The organism is Janthinobacterium sp. SUN211 (genome assembly GCF_030587315.1).
Taxonomy (GTDB): Bacteria; Pseudomonadota; Gammaproteobacteria; order Burkholderiales; family Burkholderiaceae_D; genus Janthinobacterium; species Janthinobacterium kumbetense.
This window is the reverse complement of sequence record NZ_JAPWIC010000002.1, coordinates 744208-765083: the sequence shown is the minus strand read 5'-3', so window position 1 is coordinate 765083 and position 20876 is coordinate 744208. Positions and strand designations below refer to the sequence as shown.

The 20876-nt window shown below is 63.6% G+C and carries 12 protein-coding genes, 1 tRNA gene and 1 pseudogene; 7 read left to right on the top strand and 7 right to left on the bottom strand.

The window, feature by feature from the left end; genetic code table 11:
• The first annotated feature begins 149 nt into the window (after positions 1-149).
• From O3301_RS09140 to O3301_RS09130, 3 genes are all read left to right on the top strand, one after another.
• Positions 150-842 (top strand): hypothetical protein, encoded by a 693-nt coding sequence (locus O3301_RS09140; protein ID WP_305056187.1) that lies wholly within the window; start codon positions 150-152, stop codon positions 840-842.
• A gap of 227 nt (positions 843-1069) precedes the next feature.
• Complete coding sequence (locus O3301_RS09135; RefSeq protein ID WP_305056186.1) at positions 1070-1699, top strand: hypothetical protein; 630 nt, start codon at positions 1070-1072, stop codon at positions 1697-1699.
• A gap of 159 nt (positions 1700-1858) precedes the next feature.
• Positions 1859-2887, top strand: a complete 1029-nt coding sequence (locus O3301_RS09130) for an acyl-CoA dehydrogenase (RefSeq protein WP_305056185.1) — start codon at positions 1859-1861, stop codon at positions 2885-2887.
• A 66-nt stretch (positions 2888-2953) separates the two neighbouring features.
• On the opposite strand, the gene O3301_RS09125 is transcribed toward O3301_RS09130, so the two are convergent.
• A complete protein-coding gene (locus tag O3301_RS09125) occupies positions 2954-10417 on the bottom strand; it encodes an IPT/TIG domain-containing protein (protein ID WP_305056184.1) in 7464 nt (2487 codons plus the stop codon).
• 512 nt (positions 10418-10929) lie between these two features.
• On the opposite strand from O3301_RS09125, the pseudogene O3301_RS09120 reads away from it, so the two are divergent.
• The 4 genes and pseudogenes from O3301_RS09120 to O3301_RS09105 all read left to right on the top strand — a co-directional run.
• Positions 10930-11061 (top strand): annotated as a pseudogene (locus O3301_RS09120) (phage tail protein); the annotation flags it as partial.
• 144 nt (positions 11062-11205) lie between these two features.
• A complete protein-coding gene (locus tag O3301_RS09115) occupies positions 11206-11463 on the top strand; it encodes a phage tail protein (RefSeq protein WP_257219084.1) in 258 nt (85 codons plus the stop codon).
• 30 nt (positions 11464-11493) lie between these two features.
• Positions 11494-12027 (top strand): phage tail protein, encoded by a 534-nt coding sequence (locus O3301_RS09110; protein WP_305056183.1) that lies wholly within the window; start codon positions 11494-11496, stop codon positions 12025-12027.
• A gap of 48 nt (positions 12028-12075) precedes the next feature.
• Positions 12076-12609 (top strand): tail fiber protein, encoded by a 534-nt coding sequence (locus O3301_RS09105; protein WP_251350470.1) that lies wholly within the window; start codon positions 12076-12078, stop codon positions 12607-12609.
• Positions 12610-12682: 73 nt separating this feature from the next.
• Here the strand turns inward: O3301_RS09105 and O3301_RS09100 are convergent, their stop codons facing one another.
• From O3301_RS09100 to O3301_RS09075, 6 genes are all read right to left on the bottom strand, one after another.
• A complete protein-coding gene (locus O3301_RS09100) occupies positions 12683-12976 on the bottom strand; it encodes a hypothetical protein (protein WP_226941017.1) in 294 nt (97 codons plus the stop codon).
• A gap of 179 nt (positions 12977-13155) precedes the next feature.
• Positions 13156-15168, bottom strand: coding sequence for a S9 family peptidase (locus tag O3301_RS09095; protein ID WP_305056182.1), 2013 nt, complete (start codon positions 15166-15168; stop codon positions 13156-13158).
• 229 nt (positions 15169-15397) lie between these two features.
• Positions 15398-15474, bottom strand: a tRNA-Pro gene (locus tag O3301_RS09090).
• A gap of 102 nt (positions 15475-15576) precedes the next feature.
• Positions 15577-16191: a TetR/AcrR family transcriptional regulator gene (locus O3301_RS09085; RefSeq protein ID WP_289916603.1), complete on the bottom strand. Its 615-nt coding sequence runs from the start codon at positions 16189-16191 to the stop codon at positions 15577-15579.
• Positions 16192-16253: 62 nt separating this feature from the next.
• Entirely contained in the window at positions 16254-17702 is a 1449-nt protein-coding gene (gene adeC, locus O3301_RS09080) for an AdeC/AdeK/OprM family multidrug efflux complex outer membrane factor (protein WP_305056181.1), read from the bottom strand.
• Between the two features lies 1 nt (position 17703).
• A complete protein-coding gene (locus O3301_RS09075) occupies positions 17704-20868 on the bottom strand; it encodes an efflux RND transporter permease subunit (protein WP_289916605.1) in 3165 nt (1054 codons plus the stop codon).
• Positions 20869-20876: the final 8 nt, after the last annotated feature.

Here is a 20876-nt window from a genome sequence, read left to right as displayed (position 1 = left end):
GCTCCTGCCGGAATTTATCCGATGACCATTTTCAATGCAGGCATTGCGGCCAATTTCAGATTTCAGAAAAATAAGATACGCATGTACTTTATAATATCGCCGCGTATCCGGCACGCTTCCAGCCGGTTGAAGATTTACAGGAATCACGGATGAAAAAAGTATTGGCTTTATTAATGGTATCGGGCACAGTGGTATTGACTGGTTGCGGTGGTGGCGGAAACAGTAGCGCTAATGGTAATGCTAACGGTAGTGCTAACGGCAATGCAGACGTAGCGGTCCCGCCAGTGGTGGTAGCGCCCCCGCCAGTGGTGGTCGCACCTCCGCCGCCTCCCGCACTGGCCGCCTATGTTGGCACCTGGACACCCGCTTGTAACGACTCTTTCCGCCAGCGCCTCGTCGTCGCCCTCAAGAACGATGGCAGCGGCGCCCTGGAAATATCGACCTACGATGAAACTTTCAGCACTGCCGATTGCAGCGGCCCCGTGCAATTTACGGAAACCACGAGTGAAAAGATTACCGCGACGCCGGATGGCGCAGGCAATATCCAGCTCAAGCTGACGGCGGACAGCCCTGCCACGGACATCCGCATCGACAAGGTCGTATCGTCGCTGCCAGCCCACACCATCCAGATTACGGGCCCGGCCGTCACCACGGTGCTGGTCGATGGCAAACCCCGTTGGCGCATCACCGATGGCAGTGGCAACACCACGGACATCCCGGATACCGGCATACAACAGGCAGTAAGTGGCAACGGCGGCTTTTATTTGCGCGGTAACGAATTGTTTACCGTGATGCAAAAAGACGGTGCTTATGTGCTCGATATGCACTATGTAAAACAATAAATCACTCAGTAATCAGCCAATAATCAGCCATTGCGCCGCGTGAGCGGCGCAATGCGCACCAGTTACACCACATCCCCCCTTCAGTCCCGCAAATCATTTCAGCGCATTGCCGCGACATGATCCAAATCAAATCATCGATAGATTCGGTGAGAATTCCTTCCTATTAATAATCCTATAATCAGGCCGCGTTGACGGCACGCACCGCTGCCGGATAAAAAGGACTCTGAATGAAAAAATTATTGGCAGTATTGGCCGGCTCGGCCGCGGCACTCCTGACCGGCTGCGGTGGCGGCGGTGGCGGTAGTTCGGCGCAGCAGCTTGCCGGCGATTCCGGTTCCACCTCGCCACTGGCCGCATATCTCGGCACGTGGCAATCGGCGTGCGACAATCACGACCGTCAACTGCTCGTCATCGCGCTCAAGAGCGACGGCAGCGGTTCGCTGGAACTGACGCCGACCGGCGAAACCTACTTCAAGGCCGATTGCACCGGCCCCGTGGTCGCGACGGACGGCATGAGCGCGAAAATCACCGGCAAGCCGGACGGTACAGCCGACATGCTGATCAAGCTGGCGGAAAACGCCGCGGCAACGAACTTGCGCGTCGACAAGTTCACCTCGTCGGTGCCGGCCTATACCTTCCAGCGCAGCGGCGCCACCGTGCAATATGTATTGCGCGATGGCAAACAGCAATGGTGCGTCAACGTGGATAATGGCGAATCGTGCATGTGGGATGAAGGCATGCTGCCGGCGCCGAGCGTCCCCGGCGGCCTGTCCTTGCACGGCAACGACCTGTACTCGGTGGTGCTGGACCCGAAAAAGGGCGTGTATGTCCTGGACGTGCACTACGTGAAAAAATAAGCGCGTGATCAGCTGCGGGGCCGCCCGGCCCTGCAGTTGCCACGGCGCATCTTCTCGCCCGCCGCTTCATGGACTCGCAAGCGTGAACGGGAGTCTGTGTAAAATCAAACAGACATTGCAAAAATAAAAAGCTATCCTGTAGAAAAACAGGAGCTTGCCATGTCACACCATGCCTTTCCCCTGCCCTCCCACGCTGCACTGGACGCCCTGCTGCAGCCCCAGGACAGCGCTTTCCACCCCATCGAAGGCTTGCGGCGCTTGCGCGACGCGGGACTGGACCAGCTGCCCCTGCCCGGCCACGGCGCCACCCTGCAGCGCTGGCAAATGCTGGCCGCCATCGCCGCCGTCGACCTCTCCCTGCTCAAGCTGTATGAAGGCCATACCGATGCGCTCGCCATCCTGGCGGAAATCGGCGGCTCCGGCGTGCCGTCCGGCAGCAGCTGGGGCGTCTGGTGCGCGGACCTGCCGGGCGCGCGCGTCCGCTTGCGGCAGACGGCCGAGGGCCGCCATGTACTCGACGGACGCAAGGCATGGTGTGCCGGGGCACAGGGCCTCAGCCATGCTTTGATCAGCTGCTGGAACGACGCTGGCCAGGCTTGCCTGGCGTCGGTGACCCTGTCGCAGCCCGGCGTGCACGTCACGGACGAAGGCTGGCAAGCCGTCGGCATGCATGCCTGCGCCAGCGTCGACGTGACTTTTTCTGCCGCGCGCGCCTTTCCCGTGGGCGCGCCGGGCGCCTATCTGCAGCGGCCCGGCTACTGGCATGGCAGCGCGGGCAGCGCGGCCGCCTGGTATGGCGCGGCCTGCGCCGTCGCCAGCCACCTGCATGCACGCGCGCAACACGCCGCCCCCGACCCCGTCCGCCTGGCGCAGCTGGGACAAATCGATTGCGTCTTGCGCGCCACCGGCGCCCTGCTGCGCGAAGGCGCCGCCGAAATCGACCAGCACCCGCAACGCGACGCCATGGGACTGGCCCTGCGCCTGCGCCTGGCAACGGAAGATGCCGCCACCCTGATCTTGCACCTGGCCACGCGGGCGCTGGGCGCAGCCCCCCTGTGCCGCGATGCCCGTTTCGCCCGCCTGGCTGCCGACCTGCCCGTGTTCCTGCGCCAGAGCCACGCGGAGCGCGACCAGGCCGTGCTGGGCGGCATCGTCGCCGGCGCAGAAGACCATCCTTGGTCGCTGTGACAAAAAAAATCGCCGGACCGGATGGACTCCGGGCCGGCGATCAGGACTAGCTTGACGGCTGATTGATTACTTGAGCGGCATGGCGATACCGAACATCACCGACTGGGTACGTCCGCTATCGATGTTCAGATTGCTGTTGTAGTCCAGCGTGATGGTCATGCCGTTCGACAGCAGCAGCTTGACGCCCAGGCCCGCCGTCCAGTTGCCCGTCTGTTGCGGCACCGTGCGGATCACGTACACGGGACCGTCAGCCACCAGGTCGGCATACGCCAGGCGCGCATCATCGGCGCCCTGGAACTGGTGGCGGTACTCGAGCCGCGCGCGCGGGAACCACGTGCCCAGACCACCGACATAGATACCCTCGGCCCGCACGCCCAGCGCGCCGATGCGCGAACGCACCGTTTGCTTGAAGTAGCTCAGGGCGTTGATGCCCGCCGCCTTCTCCGTGTACGGATCGAGCTTGGCCGACATCAGTTCCACGCGGCCATACGGCGACCACATCCAGGTTTCCTGACGCATCTCGATACCGCCCACCAACGCGCCGAACACTTGCTTGCCGTCGCGTTCGCCCGTGGCGAAACCGCTGCCATCGGTCAAATAGCGCGAGGCGTCGTATTGCAGGGTACCGTAGCCGAGCACGCCGTCAAGGAAGACGCCCTTGCTCGGACGCAGGCTGCCATACACGGCCGCCACGGCGCTATCGGCCGTGCTGCGGCTGCCGTTCTGGCCCACATCGCTGCGGTCATGGCTGAAACCGGCACCCACGCCCAGGGTCGCCAGGTCGCTCAAGCGGTAATCGCCACCCACGCTCACGCCATTCGTGCGGAAGCGGAAGCCCGTGTCGCGGCCATTCACATAGTGCTGGCCGAAATCGACCGCGCCACCGAGCCACAGCGACAGCGCCTGCTTCTGCGTGTCCGGCTTCTGCGGCATGTCCGGCAAGCCATTCGTTGCCTGGCTGACATCCGTGCCGCCCACCGCCTTATCGCTGCTGAAACCGGCATCGGGCTGGCGCAGGGACGCCTTGCGCATGAACGGTTTCACGGCCGTGCCGAACACGCGGTCCGCTTCCTGCTCTTGCCAGCGCGCCAGCGCCGCCGTCGGATTGCCGCTGTCGTTCGGCGGCGTCAGGCTCAGGCCAAAGTTCGACCGTCCCCAGCCATCGCCATGCAGGCTTTCCAGGCGCTGCGTGAAGTTCGACAGCTGCGCCGTGGCGAAGCGCCGCGCCGCATCGGCTTGCGCCGCTTGCAAGCCGATCACTTCCGGATCGAGCGACGGGTCGCGCCGCGCCGTGACGGTGACGTTGACCACGCCCGGCTTCGAGGTGGCAAAGGCATTGCTCAGGGTGTAGCTGACGACGGCCGCGCCGGCAAACTTGCCCGAAGCCGCAAAGCTCAGCTGGTACGACGGCTTGCCGGCCGTGCCCACGTCGCGCACCACCACCTTGCCCGCCTCGGCCGGCGCCACGCTCAGCACATTGGCCGCCGTGAACGGGCCGCCCGTGGCGCCCGCCGTCAGGTCGACCGTCACCGTCAGGCCCGCCACCACCGTAGCGCTCTGGCTGACCACCTGCGGCATCGGATTGACGCTGATGGTCGCTTTCACCGGCGCCGAGGTGCCGAACACGTTCGACACGGTGTAGCCGATGCTGATGTCGCCGCTGGTGTTGATGCCTGGCGTGTAGACGATGTCCATGCCATTGACGACTGCCGTGCCGCTGGCCGGCTGCGTGGTGATGGCCACGGCCGTGAACGGGCCGCCGGTGGCGCCCTGCGTCACCTGCAGGGTCACCGGTGTGCCGGCCAATACCGTCGCCGTCTTGGCGACAGGCACCGGCACCGGCTGCGGCGCCACCGTCACGCTGACCGTGGCCGGCGCGGAGGTGCCGCCTGGACCCGTCGCCGTGTAGCTGAAGCTGTCAGGACCGAAGTAGTTGGCATTCGGCACATACGTCACCTTGAAACTTGCGCCGACGGCGGCGCGCGCCATGCGCGCCGAGGCACCGCTCGAGACCACCGTGACGCGCCCGTGCTGCGGCGGCGTGACGATGGTCACGTCCGTGATCGGGCTGCCATCCGTGGAAGCGATGGTCAGGCTCACCTCCTGGTTGGCCGAGGTGGTCGCCGTTTCATTGGGCACCGGCGGCGGCGCCTGGTTCACCTGCAGGGTCAGCGCTTGCTGCACCGTGAACTGGTGCGCGTCCTTCGCCTGCAAGGTGAAGGCGAAGCTGCCCGCCACGGTCGGCGTGCCGCTGACGATGCCGGTCGCCGCATCGAGCGCCAGGCCGGCCGGCAAGGCGCCGCTGCTCAGGGAGTACACGTAAGGCGCAACGCCGCCGGCCGCCGTGAATGGCTGGCTATACGCGTCGCCCGCGCGGATCGCCGCCAGGCTGGCCGGCGTCAGGGTCAGGGTGGGAGCAGCTACCGTCAGCGTGTAGTTTTTGCTGAGGCTGAATGGTGCCCCCACGCCCGTGCTGCTGTCGGTGACCTTGATGCTGAACGGGAAACTGCCCGCCGCATTCGTCGTGCCGGACAGCACGCCCGTAGCCGTATTCAGGCTCAGGCCCACGGGCAAGGTGCCGACCACGGCATAGCTGTACGGCGCCGTGCCGCCCGTCCCCGCCAGGGTCGTGCTGTAGGCCGCTTCCGCCGTCGGATTGGGCAAACTGGCCGGGTTCAGCGTCAGTACCGCCGAAGCGACGGACAGCGTGTAGCTCTTCGCTCCCGTGAATTGACGCGAATCCGTCACTTGTACCACCAGCGCAAAATCGCCAGCCGCCGTGGGCGTGCCGCTCAATACGCCGCTGGCGTTCGAGCTCATGCCGGCAGGCAGGCTGCCCGTGATCGCGAACGTGTACGGACCGACACCGCCGCTGGCCGTCAGTTGCTGGCTGTACGCGGTGGCAACGGTTGCCCCCGGCAAGCTGGCCGGGGTGACGCCGATGGCCGAGGTCACGGTCAAGGTATACGTTTGCGTCGCCTGGGCATTGACCCCAGCGACCGCGGCTTGCGTCGCGGTGATGGTGCTGGTGCCGGCGCTGACTGGAGTGATGACGCCGGTGCCGCTGACAGTCGCCACGCCCGCGTTCGAGCTGGCATAGCTCAAGGCGCCATAACTGCCGCCCGCCAGGCTGGATGTCGCCGCATTGCTGAAGTTATTGCCCAATGGAACGGATGCCGCGGTCGGTGTCGCAAACGTGATGACACCGGTCGGAATATACGTAAATTGGTCCGCCGCACCGCTGGCGCTTGTGCCGCCAACCGTGGTCACCTTCACGTCCACCACGCCCAAGCTGCCTGATGGACTCGTGGCCGTGATCTGCGTGGCGCCGTTGACGACAAAGCTGCCGGCATTGGCGCCGCCGAATCGCACTGCCGTGGCACCTGTAAAGCCGGTACCGGTGATGACCACGCTGGTGCCGCCGGCGATGGGGCCGAAGGCAGGTGAAATGCCGCTGACTGCCGGCGCCACCACATACGTGAACTGGTCCGCCGCGCTGGTGGCGCTCGTGCCACCGACGGTGGTGACGCGCACGTCCACCGTGCCGGCACCAGCTGGCGCCGTGGCCGTGATCTGCGTGGCGCCGTTGACGGTGAAACTCGTCGCCGCCGCACCGCCAAAGGTCACTGCCGTCGCGCCGCCAAGGCCCGCGCCGCTGATAACGACACTGCTGCCGCCCGTCGTTGGACCGGAGGCCGGGGAAATACCGCTCACCACCGGTGCGCCCACATACGTGAACTGGTCGTTCGCGTTGGTGGCGCTGGTGCCGCCGATGGTGGTGACGCGCACGTCCACCGTGCCCATGCCGGCTGGCGCCGTGGCCGTGATCTGCGTGGCGCTGTTGACCGTGAAGCCCGTCGCCGCCGTGGCGCCGAAGGTCACCGCCGTCGCGCCACTGAAATTCGTGCCGCTGATGGTAACCGTGGTGCCGCCAGTAGCCGGGCCGGACGTGGGCGAAATGCTGCTCACCACCGGTGCGGCCACGTACGTAAATTGATCCGCCGCGCTGGTGGCGCTGGTGCCGCCGATAGTCGTGACGCGCACATCCACCGTGCCCGTGCCGGCTGGCGCCGTCGCCGTGATCTGCGTGGCGCTGTTGACGGTAAAGTCCGTCGCTGCCGTACCGCCGAACGTCACCGCCGTCGCGCTGCCAAAACCCGTGCCGCTGATGGTGACCGTGGTGCCCCCCGCGGCGGGACCGGCCGTGGGCGAAATACTGCTCACCACTGGTGCGCCCACATAGGTGAACTGGTCGTTCACGCTGGTGGCACTGGTGCCGCCGGTGGTGGTGACGCGCACGTCCACCGTGCCGGAACCGGCTGGCGCCGTCGCCGTGATCTGCGTGGCGCTGTTGACAGTAAAGCCGGAGGCGGCCGAGCCACCGAACGTCACTGCCGTCGCGCTACTGAAATTCGTGCCGCTGATGGTAACCGTGGTGCCGCCGGCAGCCGCGCCGGCCGTGGGTGAAATGCTGCTCACCACCGGTGCGCCCACATACGTGAACTGGTCATTCACGCTGGTGGCGCTGGTGCCACCGGTGGTGGTGACGCGCACGTCCACCGTGCCTGTGCCGGCTGGTGCCGTCGCCGTGATCTGCGTGGCGCTGTTGACCGTAAAGCCCGTCGCCGCCGTGGCGCCGAAGGTCACCGCCGTCGCGCCACTGAAATTCGTGCCGCTGATGGTGACCGTGGTGCCGCCGGTAGCCGGGCCGGCCGTGGGCGAAATGCTGCTCACCGCCGGTGCTGCCACGTACGTAAATTGGTCCGCAGGGCCGGTGGCGCTGGTGCCGCCGATGGTGGTGATACGCACGTCCACCGTGCCCGTGCCGGCTGGCGCCGTGGCCGTGATCTGCGTAGCGCTATTGACAGTAAAGCCCGTCGCTGCCGTGCCGCCGAACGTCACTGCCGTCGCACTGCCAAAACCCGTGCCGCTGATGGTGACCGTGGTGCCGCCAGTAGCCGGGCCGGCCGTGGGCGAAATGCTGCTCACCACCGGTGCGCCCACATAGGTGAACTGGTCGTTCACGCTGGTGGCGCTGGTGCCGCCGGCCGTCGTCACGCGCACGTCTACCGTGCCCGTGCCGGCTGGTGCCGTCGCCGTGATCTGCGTGGCGCTGTTGACGGTAAAGCCGGAGGCGGCCGAGCCACCGAACGTCACCGCCGTCGCGCCACTGAAATTCGTGCCGCTGATGGTGACCGTGGTACCGCCAGCAGCCGGGCCGGTGGTGGGCGAAATGCTGCTCACCACCGGTGCTGCCACGTACGTGAACTGGTCGTTCGCGCTGGTGGCGCTGGTGCCGCCGATGGTGGTGATGCGCACGTCCACCGTGCCCGCGCCAGCTGGCGCCGTCGCCGTGATCTGCGTGGCGCTGTTGACGGTAAAGCCAATCGCTGCCGTGGCGCCGAAGGTCACCGCCGTCGCGCCACTGAAATTCGTGCCGCTGATGGTGACCGTGGTGCCGCCGGCAGCCGGACCGGCCGTAGGCGAAATGCTGCTCACCACCGGTACAACCACATAGGTAAATTGGTCCGCTGCGCTGGTGGCGCTGGTGCCGCCGACCGTCGTCACGCGCACGTCCACCGTGCCGGAACCGGCTGGCGCCGTGGCCGTGATCTGCGTGGCGCTGTTGACGGTAAAGCCAATCGCTGCCGTGCCGCCAAAGGTCACCGCCGTCGCGCCACTGAAATTCGTGCCGCTGATGGTGACCGTGCTACCGCCTGCGATAGGGCCAGCAGTAGGCGACAGGCTCGTCACCGTCGGCACCGCCACGTAGGTAAATTGATCAGCCGCGCTGGTGGCGCTGGTGCCGCCCGACGTGGTCACGCGCACATCCACCGTGCCCGTGCCGGCTGGCGCCGTCGCCGTGATCTGCGTGGCGCTGTTGACCGTAAAGCCGATGGCGGCAGTAGCGCCGAATCTCACCGCCGTCGCGCCACTGAAATTCGTGCCGCTGATGGTGACCGTGGAGCCGCCAACAGCCGGGCCGGAAGTGGGCGAAATGCTGCTCACCACCGGTGCTGCCACGTAGGTGAATTGATCCGCCGCGCTGGTGGCGCTGGTGCCGCCGACCGTCGTGATGCGCACGTCCACCGTGCCCGTGCCGGCTGGCGCCGTCGCCGTGATCTGCGTGGCGCTGTTGACCGTGTAGCCGGTCGCCGCCGTGGCGCCGAAGGTCACCGCCGTCGTGGTGGAAAAGTTCGTGCCACTGATGACGACCGTGGCGCCGCCGCCTGCCGGCCCCGCAGTAGGCGAAATGCTCGTCACTGTTGGCAACGCCACAAAGGTGTACTGGTCGTTCGCGCTGGTGGCGCTGGTGCCGCCGGCTGTCGTGACGCGCACATCCACCGTGCCCGTGCCGGCTGGCGCCGTCGCCGTGATCTGCGTGGCGCTGTTGACCGTGTAGCCGGTCGCCGCCGTGGCGCCGAAGGTCACTGCTGTCGCGCCGGTAAAGTTCGAGCCGTTGATGGTGACCGTGGTGCCGCCACCGCCTGGGCCCGCCGTCGGCGAAATACTGGTGATCGCTGGCGCCGGAACATAGGTGAACTGGTTTGACGGATCGGCGGCGTTGGTGCCGCCTGGCGTCGTGACGAATACGTTCACGACACCGGTGCCGGAGGGCGACGTGGCGGTGATTGTCGTGGAATTGACCACGGTAACGCTGAGGCCATTGCTGCTGCCGAATTTGAGTGCCGTTGCGCCGGTAAAGCCGGTACCGGTAATGGTGACGGCGGTGCCGCCGCTAACCGGACCGAGCGCAGGCGACACACCGGTGATCGTAGGCGGCGGCTGGGCGTTGATCACCAGGGAATAGCTTCTGGACGTGTTATATGGTCCATTGCCGCCAGTGCTGTCCGTCGATTTCATCACAAAGTTGTAGGTGCCCAAGGCACCGGGCGTGCCCGAGAGCAAGCCGCTGCCCGACAGGGTGATTCCCGCCGGCAGGCTGCCCGATTCCACCACATACGCAAAGGGCCCAGTGCCATTGGCGGTCGACATCTGCTGGCTGTAGGGCACCGACAATCCGCCTGCCGCCAGCACCGTGGGCGTGATGGACAGGGTGGGCACGGCGATCGAGACGGAGTAATTCTTGGTGACGGTCAGCGGCGTGCCTGAGGTCGAGTCGGTCACCTTGATGCCGAACACATAGGCGCCGGTCGCTGTCACGGTACCGGAAATCACGCCGCTGGGCGACACAGTGATGCCAGGTGGCAAAGCACCAGACACCAGCGCGTAGTTGTAAGGCGCGACACCGCCGGTCGACGACATCGCCTGGCTGTACGCCACGCCGATCACGGGCGCCGATATGCTGCCCGGTGTCACGGTGAAGGCAGCCGCAGGGGGCAGGACGGTCACCGTAAAAGTCACCGCCTTGCTGTCTTCATCCCACAGGACAAAGCTGTCGGACAGCGCTCCGTCGCCATTATTGATGTAGGTCGCAATACCGGTACCGTTATTGACGAGACCGGTAATCGTGCCGTGCAGGGCAGTCGCGCCATTGTCCGTCAGGCCAAATGAGCTACACAGAGACAAATCGATGACATAGGAGTCGCCTGATGCGACGGTAAAACTCCTCTGATTGGGAATACATTTCGTGCTCGGATCGCCGTTGGCTGCCTGCGCCGGGCCTGCGCCAAGCGCCAGCATCAGCAGGCACAGCGTAACGCAGCAATTCAGGAAACGGCCAAACGCTGATGCCAGGCCTACCCGGCGAGCCGCTGCCGGCCTTCGAGTTCCTGCGACAAAAGCAAGGAACAAAAAATGTGCCGGACGGGCGACGATATCGTTGCAAATACGCAACATGATTTCTCCAATACAGAGTTTTTTAGTCAAAAAGAACCATGGATTCAAGCTGCAAGCGATCCCCATTCAGGGCCCTTCCATAGAGCCAACAGATGTTGACGCTTGCCATACGACAACGTATGCTACCTCGAGTTTTCAATAAAGTAACTATAACAAAAAGGGTTTTTCAAAAAACAATATTGATTGCAAATGGAAAATATTATTTCCTTAACATTCAATAACATTCCAACAGCGGGAGAACGATGATGGCTGAAGTGTATTTGGGACAAATCATGATGAGCGGATTTGCGTTTGCACCGCGTGGATTTGCAGCATGTAACGGGCAATTGCTGCCAATTACGCAGAATCAGGCACTGTTTGCCCTGTTGGGTACCTTTTACGGGGGGAACGGCACGACCAACTTTGCGTTGCCAAACTTGCAAGGCAGCACCCCTGTCGGCTCGGGCAGTTCGGTGGACGCTTCCTGGCAACCCGTCCCCTACCAAGTCGGTGCTCGTAACGGCGCGGAAGCTATCACTTTGACACTGAGTCAGATTCCACCGCATACGCACGCGGCCAATGCGCTGACCACGCCAGGCACCACCAAGAATCCGACCAACACCCTGTATGGCGGCAGCGGCACGGAAGCCATCTATGGCACGGCAGGCCCGCAAGTGCCCTTGAACAACCTGGTCTTGGCCCAGACAGGCGGCAGCCTGCCGCATAACAATATGCAGCCCTTCCAGGTACTCAATTTCAATATCGCCCTGAACGGCGTCTTCCCATCGCGCAACTAACATGCCAGCCACTTCCCACGGAGCAAAGTCATGACTACACCTTATGTCGGCGAGATCCGCCTGTTTTCCTTTCCCCGCATACCGCAAGGCTGGTTCGCCTGCGACGGCAGCCTGAAGTCCATCGCCAATAACGAGGTGCTATATACGCTGCTGGGCACCACCTATGGCGGCGACGGCGTCAATACATTCGGTGTACCCGACCTGCGCGGCCAGGTGCCCTTGCATCAGGGCACCGGCCCTAGCCTGACACCCCGGGTCATGGGGCAAAAAGGGGGCAGCGAAACGGTGACCTTGCTGCCGACCGAGATGCCTGCGCATACGCACGTCTTCAGTGCGATCAGCACACTGGCGACGAGCAACACGCCAGGGACCAGCGCACAACTGGCGGCACCGGTCAATAACGACAAGATGTACACGAGCAGCCTGGCTGGCCTCACGACCTATGACATGGCGCCCGCAGCAACGGGCACTGCAGGCAGCAGCTTGCCGCATGACAACACCATGCCCACCCTGACCGCCTCGTTTTGCATCGCATGGGCAGGCATTTTCCCATCCCAGCAATAACAGCCAGCACGCAAGCGCAGCCCATAAAATCGATCAGGAGAACCTACCGTGACATCACCATATCTTGGCGAAATACAAGTCTTTGGCTTCAATTTCACACCTGCCGGGTGGGCAAGCTGTAATGGCGCCACCCTGCAGATCAGGCAATTCAGCGCCCTGTTTTCATTAATCGGCACGCAATATGGCGGCGATGGGGTCAACACCTTCCAGTTGCCCAACTTCACCGGACGCGCGCCCTGCAGCCAGGGCCAGGGGCCAGGCTTGACGCAGCGTGTGATGGGCGAAACGTTCGGCAGCAATACCGTCCAGCTGAATCTCACAGAGATTCCCAACCATACCCATCAACTGACCTTGAGCCGCCAGACCAATGCCACCCTGCAGCGCAACGTGCCGCAAAATGGCGATGGCCTGACCAGCATCACGGGCACGAACGCGTTCGTGCCCGCGGCAACGCCGAACGTCACCTTGTCGCCACTGACCATCGGCAGCGCGGGTGGCGGCCAGGCGCATGAAAATCGCCAGCCCCTGCTGGCGGTAAATTTCTGCATCGCCCTGCAGGGCGAGTTTCCTGCGTTTGATTGAAACTTGAACGCCCCGGGCAGGCGGCGCCATCGGGCTTCCGCCTGGCCCTGCCTGCCCCGCATCAGCGGCATACTCAGTTGAACACGGCCTGATACAGAAAGCCGTGGTTGTCACGCGCCACCGGCACCAGGAAGATACCCACCTCGCCAAACGCATCATGCTGCAGCTGAAAGATTTTCTGGCTGAAGAGGATGGGGGAACTGTTATGGAATAACAAGCTGAACGGCGCCCGCAACAGGCCTTCCAGTGTGGCCGACGGCAACGGGCGCGCCTCCTTCAGGATGAAGGCGGCATTCCCGTCGCCGACCGAGATAAACGTGTCGTTGACGCGCGCGGCAAAGTGTTCCAGGGTCAGTACATTCATCATTGCAGGCATTCCATTTCATGGGCTGTGTGATTGAAGCAATGATTTATTCTAATGGAAGCATTGCTGCTTTTACACAGTTTTTGACATGAACGCCGTCACCACCGCACTCGGCGGCAATGCGGCGGCCAGGGTCATCCGTCCCGGCCGCCTGTGAGTGCCTGCCACGCGGCATTCTCCGCCTACCGCATCGCCTCTTCCAGCCCCGGCGCAAACCCGGCGCCGTGCTTGACCTGCGCGGTGGACGCCTTCAGCGTGGCGCCGATCGGCTCGGCGCGGCCCGCCAGGCATTGCCCCAGGAAGTTTTCCGTCACCGCATTGAAGGCAATGTTGTTCACGGGCCGGGCAAAGCCATGGCCTTCGTCGGGGAACAGCACGTAGGTGACGGGAATATTCTTCGCCGCCATGGCCGCCACGATCTGGTCCGATTCCGCCACGTTGACGCGCGGGTCGTTCGCGCCCTGGCCGATCAGCAGCGGGCGCTGGATGTTCTGCGCAAAGTTCAGCGGCGAGCGTTCCTTCAGCAGCGCCTTGCCCTCTTCCGTGGTCGGGTCGCCCATGCGCTTGTAGAACTGCTGCTTGCCCGCTTCCCAGTACGGCGGAATGGTTTGGAGCAAAGTAAACAGGTTCGACGGGCCGACGATGTCGACGCCGCAGGCAAACGTCGTCGGCGTAAACGCTATGCCGGCCAGGGTGGCGTAGCCGCCATACGAGCCGCCCATGATGGCCACCTTGTCGGCTGTCGTCACGCCGCTCTTCACCGCCCATTGCACTGCGTCGAGCAAGTCGTCATGCATCTTGCGGCCCCACTGCAGGTCGCCGGCCGAGATGAATTGCTTGCCGAAGCCCGTCGAGCCCCGGTAATTCACGGACAGCACCGCATAGCCGCGGTTGGCCAGCCATTGATGGTAGCTGTTATAGCCATAGGTATCGCGCGCCCACGGGCCGCCATGCACCAGCAGGACCATCGGCACCGCCTGCGACGGCACGCCGCCGGCGCCCGCCTTCGATGCCTGCGGCAAGGTCAGATAGGAGACCAGGGTCAGGCCGTCGCGCGCCTTGATTTGCTGCGGATACATGGGCACCAATGGCGCGCCTTCCAGCTCGGGCCGCGTGACATACAGCTGCGTGAGCTTTTTGCTCTTGCGGTCGTACAGCCAGCTCGATGCCGGCGCCGTGACGGCATCGACGCCCACAAGCCATTTGTCATCGGCGTCCGTGCGCGACGTCACGTTGAACTGGCCCTTGGCATGCTTCTTCAGGAAGGCCAGGTCGGCCTTCAGGTCATCCGTCAGCGGCAGGTATTCGTGCTGCAGATAGTCAACGGAATACGCCTGCACCTTGCCTGTGCGCGTGTCGTACAGTGCGTCGGAAATGTCGGCCCGCGGGTCTTGCGCCACCACCGTGGTCTTGCCGCTGGCCACGTCCTGCGCCAGCAGCGCCGAGGTATTGCGGCCGCGCGAATCGGTCCAGTACAGGGTCTTGCCATCGACCGTAAAGGCCAGCGGCGCCGTCGTCTGCGAATCTTCCAGACCCACTTCCGCCAGCGGCGTGCTCTCGGCCTTGCCGTCCGTGATGCGGAAATACTGCATGCCGCCGTCGGCGCGCGCCTTGCTGGCGATGCGCAGATTGAGCAGTTCATCGGCCAGGTAGCCGCCATAGCCGTCATTCTGCTCCACCAGGGTCAGCTTGCCGCTGGCCAGGTCCAGGCTATACACGTCATGCCAGCGCGCATCACGGTTATTGATGCCGATCAAGATACGGTCCTTCACCTTGCTGCTGATCTGGATCACGCGCACGCGGGTCTTCTCGAACGGCGTGTAACTGACCTGCTTGCCGCTCACGACATTCACGCCGTACAGCAGGAAGTTTTCATCGCCGCCCTTATCCTGGATAAACAGCAGGGTTTTCGAATCGGGCGACCAGAAACTGCTGCGGATGGGACGCACCTTTTCTTCCGTCAGCGGGCGCGCCTGCGCCGGATTGCTGGCCGGCGCCACCCACACATTGAGCACGCCGTCGCGCGGCGCGATCCACGACAGCCACTTGCCATCCGGGCTGATGCGCCCGCCGGACTTGCTGGGATTGCCAAACAGCTTCGCCCGCTCGATCAGCGGCGTGTCATTGGCAGGGGCTTGGGCGTGCGCCGGCAGTGCGCTGGCGAACAACAGGACAGGCAAGACATAGCGAATCATGGACACCTCATGGTTGATGAATGAAGGGAAACTTCGCACGTGCATGTGCCAGCACATCATAGGCCAAAGCAGTATTGCCAGGTTGACTACGCGACAGGGGACGAAAATCGGGGAACAGGAGGGTGGAAACGGGAGATGAAAAGCACAGCAGATGATGCATGCTGTCATGGCGACGGCGCGCAAAAAGAAAAAGGCCACTCCGAAGAGTGGCCTAAGTCCTTGAATCTAATGGTCGGGGCGAGAAGATTCGAACTTCCGACCCCATGCACCCCATGCATGTACGCTACCAGGCTGCGCTACGCCCCGACGAGGTGGGAATTATAGCAGAGGCTTTTAGGTTTTTGCCATGCTTTGCGCATGATTCATATCGAACTGCGCAAACTTTTTTGCATGGCCCTGGCAAGCGGCCTATTCGTTCAGCAGCAGCGCCGTCAGGACGATGCGGAAGCCCGCGATCAGCGGCTCGACTTTCACGTCCGGATTGTGAATGAAGCGCACGGGCAAGCCCTGGTAAATGGCGACGAGGGCATTCAGGCGGCCTTCCAGCATCTCTTCATCGGCCGGCAAGCCGCGCTTGATGCGCGCATCGCGGATGATGGAGAGAAACAACTGGCGCGAGCGCTGGTCCGAGCATTGCAGCATGTCGGCGATCACCGGATTGCGCGATGCTTCGGCAAAGATTTCCAGCGGCATCATCCACGTTTTCGGGTCCAGCGCTTCGAGCACATGCTCGCCCGCATTGTCGATCACGGCCTGCAGCGGGTCTTCGCGCTGCGCCAGGTCCTGCATCAGGTTCGACACCCGCTCCGTATTCTGCATGACGAAGGCGGCGATGATCGCATCCTTGCTGTCAAAATAATTATAGATATGGCCCGCGCTCATGCCGGCCGCTTTCGAGATCTCGGCCATGCTGGCGCCGTGGAAGCCGCGGCGGCTGAAACAGCTTTCGGCCGCATCGAGCACCTGCTTGCGCCGCGTGTTGGCGCGCTCGGGATCCGGATGCTTCTTTTCAACTTGGTTCATGATTTTCCAGTAGCGCGCCGACCCTGCCCTTGCGGGCAAGGCCGGCGTCGGCGTCCCCGTGATTATTGGACGCCGCCAGCCGCCGCGACGGCTGTCTGCTCAGGCTGCCAACCGCCGCCCAGCACCTTGTACAGGGTCACCAGGTTGGTCGACTTGGCCAAACGCGCCGTGATCAGGCTTTGCTGCGCCGTGTACAGCGCGCGCTGGGCCACCAGGGCGTTCAGGTAGGACTCGGCGCCCTGCTTGTAGCGCGCGTCGTGGATAGTGTAGCTCTTCGTCGACGCCTCCACCAGCGAGACCTGCGATTGCAGGCGCTCGTCGATGGTGCCGCGCTGGGCCAGCGCATCGGACACTTCGCGGAAGGCGACCTGGATCGCCTTTTCGTATTGCGCCACGGAGATTTCACGCTGCACCTTGGCGATATCGAGGTTGGCGCGGTTCACGCCGCCATCGAAGATCGGCAAGCTGATCTGCGGAATGAAACTCCACGTGCCGCTGCCCGCCTTGAACAGGCCCGACAGGTTGTCGCTCAGCGAGCCGGCCGTCGCCGTCAGCGAAATGCGCGGGAAGAAGGCCGCGCGCGCCGCGCCGATGTTGGCATTGGCCGCGCGCAGGGTGCGCTCGGCCGCCAGCACGTCGGGACGGCGTTGCAGCACGTCCGACGGCAAGCCGGACGGAATGTCCGCCAAAGCCGTCACCGTGCCGAACTCGCCTTGCGGCAGCAAGTCGGCCGGCACGGGGCCGCCCACCAGCAGGACGAGCGCGTTTTGATCCAGCGCAACCTGGCTCGTGTAGACGGCCACGTCGGAACGGGCCGACTCGACGCTGGTCTGGGCATCGTACTTGTCCAGGCCGGAAGTCGCACCGGCACTGAAGCGGCGCACGGCCAGGTCATACGACGACTGCTGGCTCTTCAGGGTGTCCTGCGCCACGCGCAGGCGCTGCTGGTCGGCCACCAGGTTCAGATAGGTGCTGGCCACTTCGGCCACCAGGCTGATCTGCTGTGCGCGGCGGGCTTCTTCCGTGCCCAGGTATTGCTCCAGCGCACTGTCGGACAGGCTGCGCACGCGGCCGAAGAAGTCCAGCTCGTAAGCCGACACGCCCAGGTTCGCCGTGTACTGGCGGTTGATGGACGCTTCGCCGTTGGCGCTGGCGTTCTTCGGCACGCGGCTGGCCGTCTGGCCGCCGGACGCCGACAGGGTCGGGATCAGCGCGGCGCGTTCGATGCCGTAGGTGGCGCGCGCCTTCTCGATGTTGAGGATCGAGACGCGCAGGTCGCGGTTGTTGGCCAGCGCCAGTTCCAGTACCTGGCGCAGGCGCGCATCGGCAAAGAACTCGCGCCAGGCGACGTCCGCCACCGGCTTGGCGTCGGCGGCGGCCGTGTCGGCCTTGTAGGAAGGGCCCGTCGGCCACGCCGTGGGCGCCGGCGCTGCCGGACGCTCATACGTAGGGGCCAGGCTGCAACCGGCCAGCAAGGCCAGTGCCGCCATGGAGAGTAGCGATTTTTTCATATTAATGTGCATCCTTGGAAAGCGTGACGGCTGGCGAGCCAGGCGTCGCCGGCGTGGCGGGCGCGTCCGGCTTCGAGAAGAAGCCGCGCACCAGCACGAAGAACACCGGCACGAAGAAGATACCGAGGAACGTGGCCGTCAACATACCGCCCAGCACGCCGATACCGATGGCGTTCTGGCTGCCGGAACCGGCGCCGCTGGATATGGCCAGTGGCAACACGCCCAGGCCGAAGGCAATCGAGGTCATCAGAATCGGACGCAGACGCAGACGCACCGCATGCAAGGTCGCGTCCAGCAGCGACATGCCCGATTCCTGCATTTCCTTGGCGAATTCGACGATCAGAATCGCATTCTTCGCCGACAGGCCCACCACCGTGAGCAAGCCCACCTGGAAGTACACGTCGTTCGACAGGCCGAACATCCACGTACCGAGCACGGCGCCGATCACGCCCAGCGGTACCACCAGCAGCACGGAGAACGGAATCGACCAGCTCTCATACAGCGCGGCCAGGCACAGGAAGACGATCAGCAGGGACAGCGCGTACAGCTGCGGCGTCTGCGAACCGGATTCGCGCTCTTCCAGCGACACGCCGGTCCAGCTGAAGCCGATGCCAGGCGGCAGCTTGGCGACCATTTCTTCCATCGCATTCATGGCGGCGCCCGTGCTTTGGCCCGGCGCCGGCGTACCCAGGATCTCTACCGACGGCAAGCCGTTGTAGCGTTCCAGGCGCGGCGACGCGTAAATCCACTTGCCTGTGGCGAAGGCCGAGAACGGCACCATCTGGCCAGCGGTATTGCGCACGAACCACTTGTTCAAGTCTTCCGGCAGCATGCGCGAACTGGCGTCACCCTGGATGAACACTTTCTTCACGCGGCCACGGTCGAGGAAGTCGTTCACATACGAACTACCCCAGCCGACGCTCAGCACGCGGTTGATTTCCGAAATCTGCAAGCCCAGCGCGGTGGCTTTCTGCTGGTCGATGTCGATCTTGTACTGCGGCGTATCTTCCTGGCCGTTCGGGCGCACGCCCACCATGGCCGGATTTTGCGACGCCATGCCCAGCAACTGGTTACGCGCCGCCATCAGGGCGTCATGGCCGACACCGCCTATATCCTGCAGCTGCATGTCGAAACCGGTGGCGTTACCCAGTTCCAGCACGGCAGGCGGTGCAAACGTAAACACCATCGCATCCTTGATCTGCAACAACTTGCCCATGGCGCGACCGGCCACGGCCGGCGCTTTTTGCGCCACGTCCTTGCGCAGCGACCAGTCTTTCAGGCGCACGAAAGCGATACCCGTATTCTGGCCGTTACCGCCGAAGCTGAAACCGGCCACGGCAAACACGGAAGCGACGTTATCTTTCTCGCTGTTCATGAAGTGGTCTTCGACCTGTTCGATCACTTTCAGGGTGCGCTCTTGCGTGGCGCCCGTCGGCAATTGAATCTGCGTAAACAGGATGCCCTGGTCTTCTTCCGGCAGGAAGGAGGTCGGCAGGCGCATGAAGATGAACACCAGGCCGGCCAGCAACAGCACATACAACAGCATCGAACGGGCGCGGTGGCGGATCATGCTGCCGACCAGGCCCTGGTACTTGTTGCTGCTGCTATCGAAGCTGCGGTTGAACCAGCCGAAGAAGCCCTTGTTCGTCGCGTGATGGCCTTTTTCGACCGGTTTGAGCAGGGTGGCGCACAGGGCTGGCGTAAACACCAGCGCGACGACGACGGACAGCACCATCGACGAGACGATGGTGATTGAGAACTGGCGGTAAATCACGCCCGTCGAACCGCCGAAGAAGGCCATCGGCACGAACACGGCCGACAGCACCATGGCGATACCGACCAGCGCGCCCGTGATCTGCGTCATGGACTTGCGCGTCGCTTCCAGCGGCGACAAGCCCTCTTCGCTCATCACGCGCTCGACGTTTTCCACCACCACGATGGCATCGTCGACCAGCAAACCGATGGCCAGCACCATGGCGAACATGGTCAGCGTGTTGATCGAATAGCCAAACGCGTTCAGGATACCGAAGGTACCCAGCAGCACGACCGGCACGGCCATGGTCGGGATCAGGGTGGCGCGGAAGTTCTGCAGGAACAGATACATCACCAGGAACACCAGGATCACCGCTTCGACCAGGGTCTTGACCACTTCTTCGATGGACAGTTTCACGAACGGGGTCGTGTCGAACGCCACCTGATAGCTCATGCCTTCAGGGAATTGCTTGCTCAGGTTGCCCAGCATGGCTTTCGCCGCATTGGCCGTATCGAGCGCGTTGGCGCCCGTCGCCAGCTTGATCGCCACGCCGGTTGCCGCATGGCCGTTGTAGCGGGCCACGGTATTGTAGTTCTCGCGGCCCAGTTCCATGCTGGCCACGTCCTTCAGGTACACCATGGCGCCGTTGGTCGTGGTTTTCAACAAGATGGCGCCGAACTGCTCCACCGTTTGCAGACGGCTTTGCGCCGACACGGTCGCGTTCAGCTGCTGGCCCTTGATGGACGGCGTGCCGCCCAGCTCACCGGCCGACACTTCCGCATTCTGCGCCTGCACGGCCGTGATCACGTCCGCCGGGGTCAGGTTAAAGCTTTGCAGCTTGGCCGGATTGAGCCAGATACGCATGGCGTACTGCGAACCGAACAATGTCACGTCGCCCACGCCGGGCACGCGGCTCAGCGGATCGACGACGTTGGCGGCCACATAGTCGCTCAAGTCGGTCTGGTCCATCTTGCCGTTTTCGGAAATGAAGCCGAACACCATCAGGAAGTTCTTCGTCGCTTTCGACACGACCAAGCCTTGCTGCGTGACAGCCGTCGGCAGCAGTGGCGTGGCCAGCTGCAGCTTGTTCTGTACCTGCACCTGGGCGATGTCGGGATTGGTGCCGCTGGTAAACGTCAGCGTGATGCTGATGCCGCCAGTGGCATCGCTCGACGAAGCCATGTAGCGCAAGCCGTCGATACCCTTCATCTTTTGTTCGATGACCTGGGTAACGGCGTCTTCCACGGTCTTGGCGGAGGCGCCAGGATAGGAGCCGCTGATCGAAATCGACGGCGGAGCAATGCTCGGGTACTGCGCGATCGGCAGGCTGAGGATCGAAATCACGCCGGCAAGCATGATGACGATCGCGACCACCCAGGCAAAAATCGGGCGGTCAATGAAAAAACGGGCCATTAATATTC

Coding starts and splice junctions, on each gene's coding strand:
- O3301_RS09140 (WP_305056187.1), top strand. CDS start 150: ATGAAAAAAGTATTGGCTTTATTAATGGTATCGGGCACAGTGGTATTG.
- O3301_RS09135 (WP_305056186.1), top strand. CDS start 1,070: ATGAAAAAATTATTGGCAGTATTGGCCGGCTCGGCCGCGGCACTCCTG.
- O3301_RS09130 (WP_305056185.1), top strand. CDS start 1,859: ATGTCACACCATGCCTTTCCCCTGCCCTCCCACGCTGCACTGGACGCC.
- O3301_RS09110 (WP_305056183.1), top strand. CDS start 11,494: ATGACTACACCTTATGTCGGCGAGATCCGCCTGTTTTCCTTTCCCCGC.
- O3301_RS09100 (WP_226941017.1), bottom strand. CDS start 12,976: ATGATGAATGTACTGACCCTGGAACACTTTGCCGCGCGCGTCAACGAC.
- O3301_RS09095 (WP_305056182.1), bottom strand. CDS start 15,168: ATGATTCGCTATGTCTTGCCTGTCCTGTTGTTCGCCAGCGCACTGCCG.
- O3301_RS09085 (WP_289916603.1), bottom strand. CDS start 16,191: ATGAACCAAGTTGAAAAGAAGCATCCGGATCCCGAGCGCGCCAACACG.
- adeC (WP_305056181.1), bottom strand. CDS start 17,702: ATGAAAAAATCGCTACTCTCCATGGCGGCACTGGCCTTGCTGGCCGGT.
- O3301_RS09075 (WP_289916605.1), bottom strand. CDS start 20,868: ATGGCCCGTTTTTTCATTGACCGCCCGATTTTTGCCTGGGTGGTCGCG.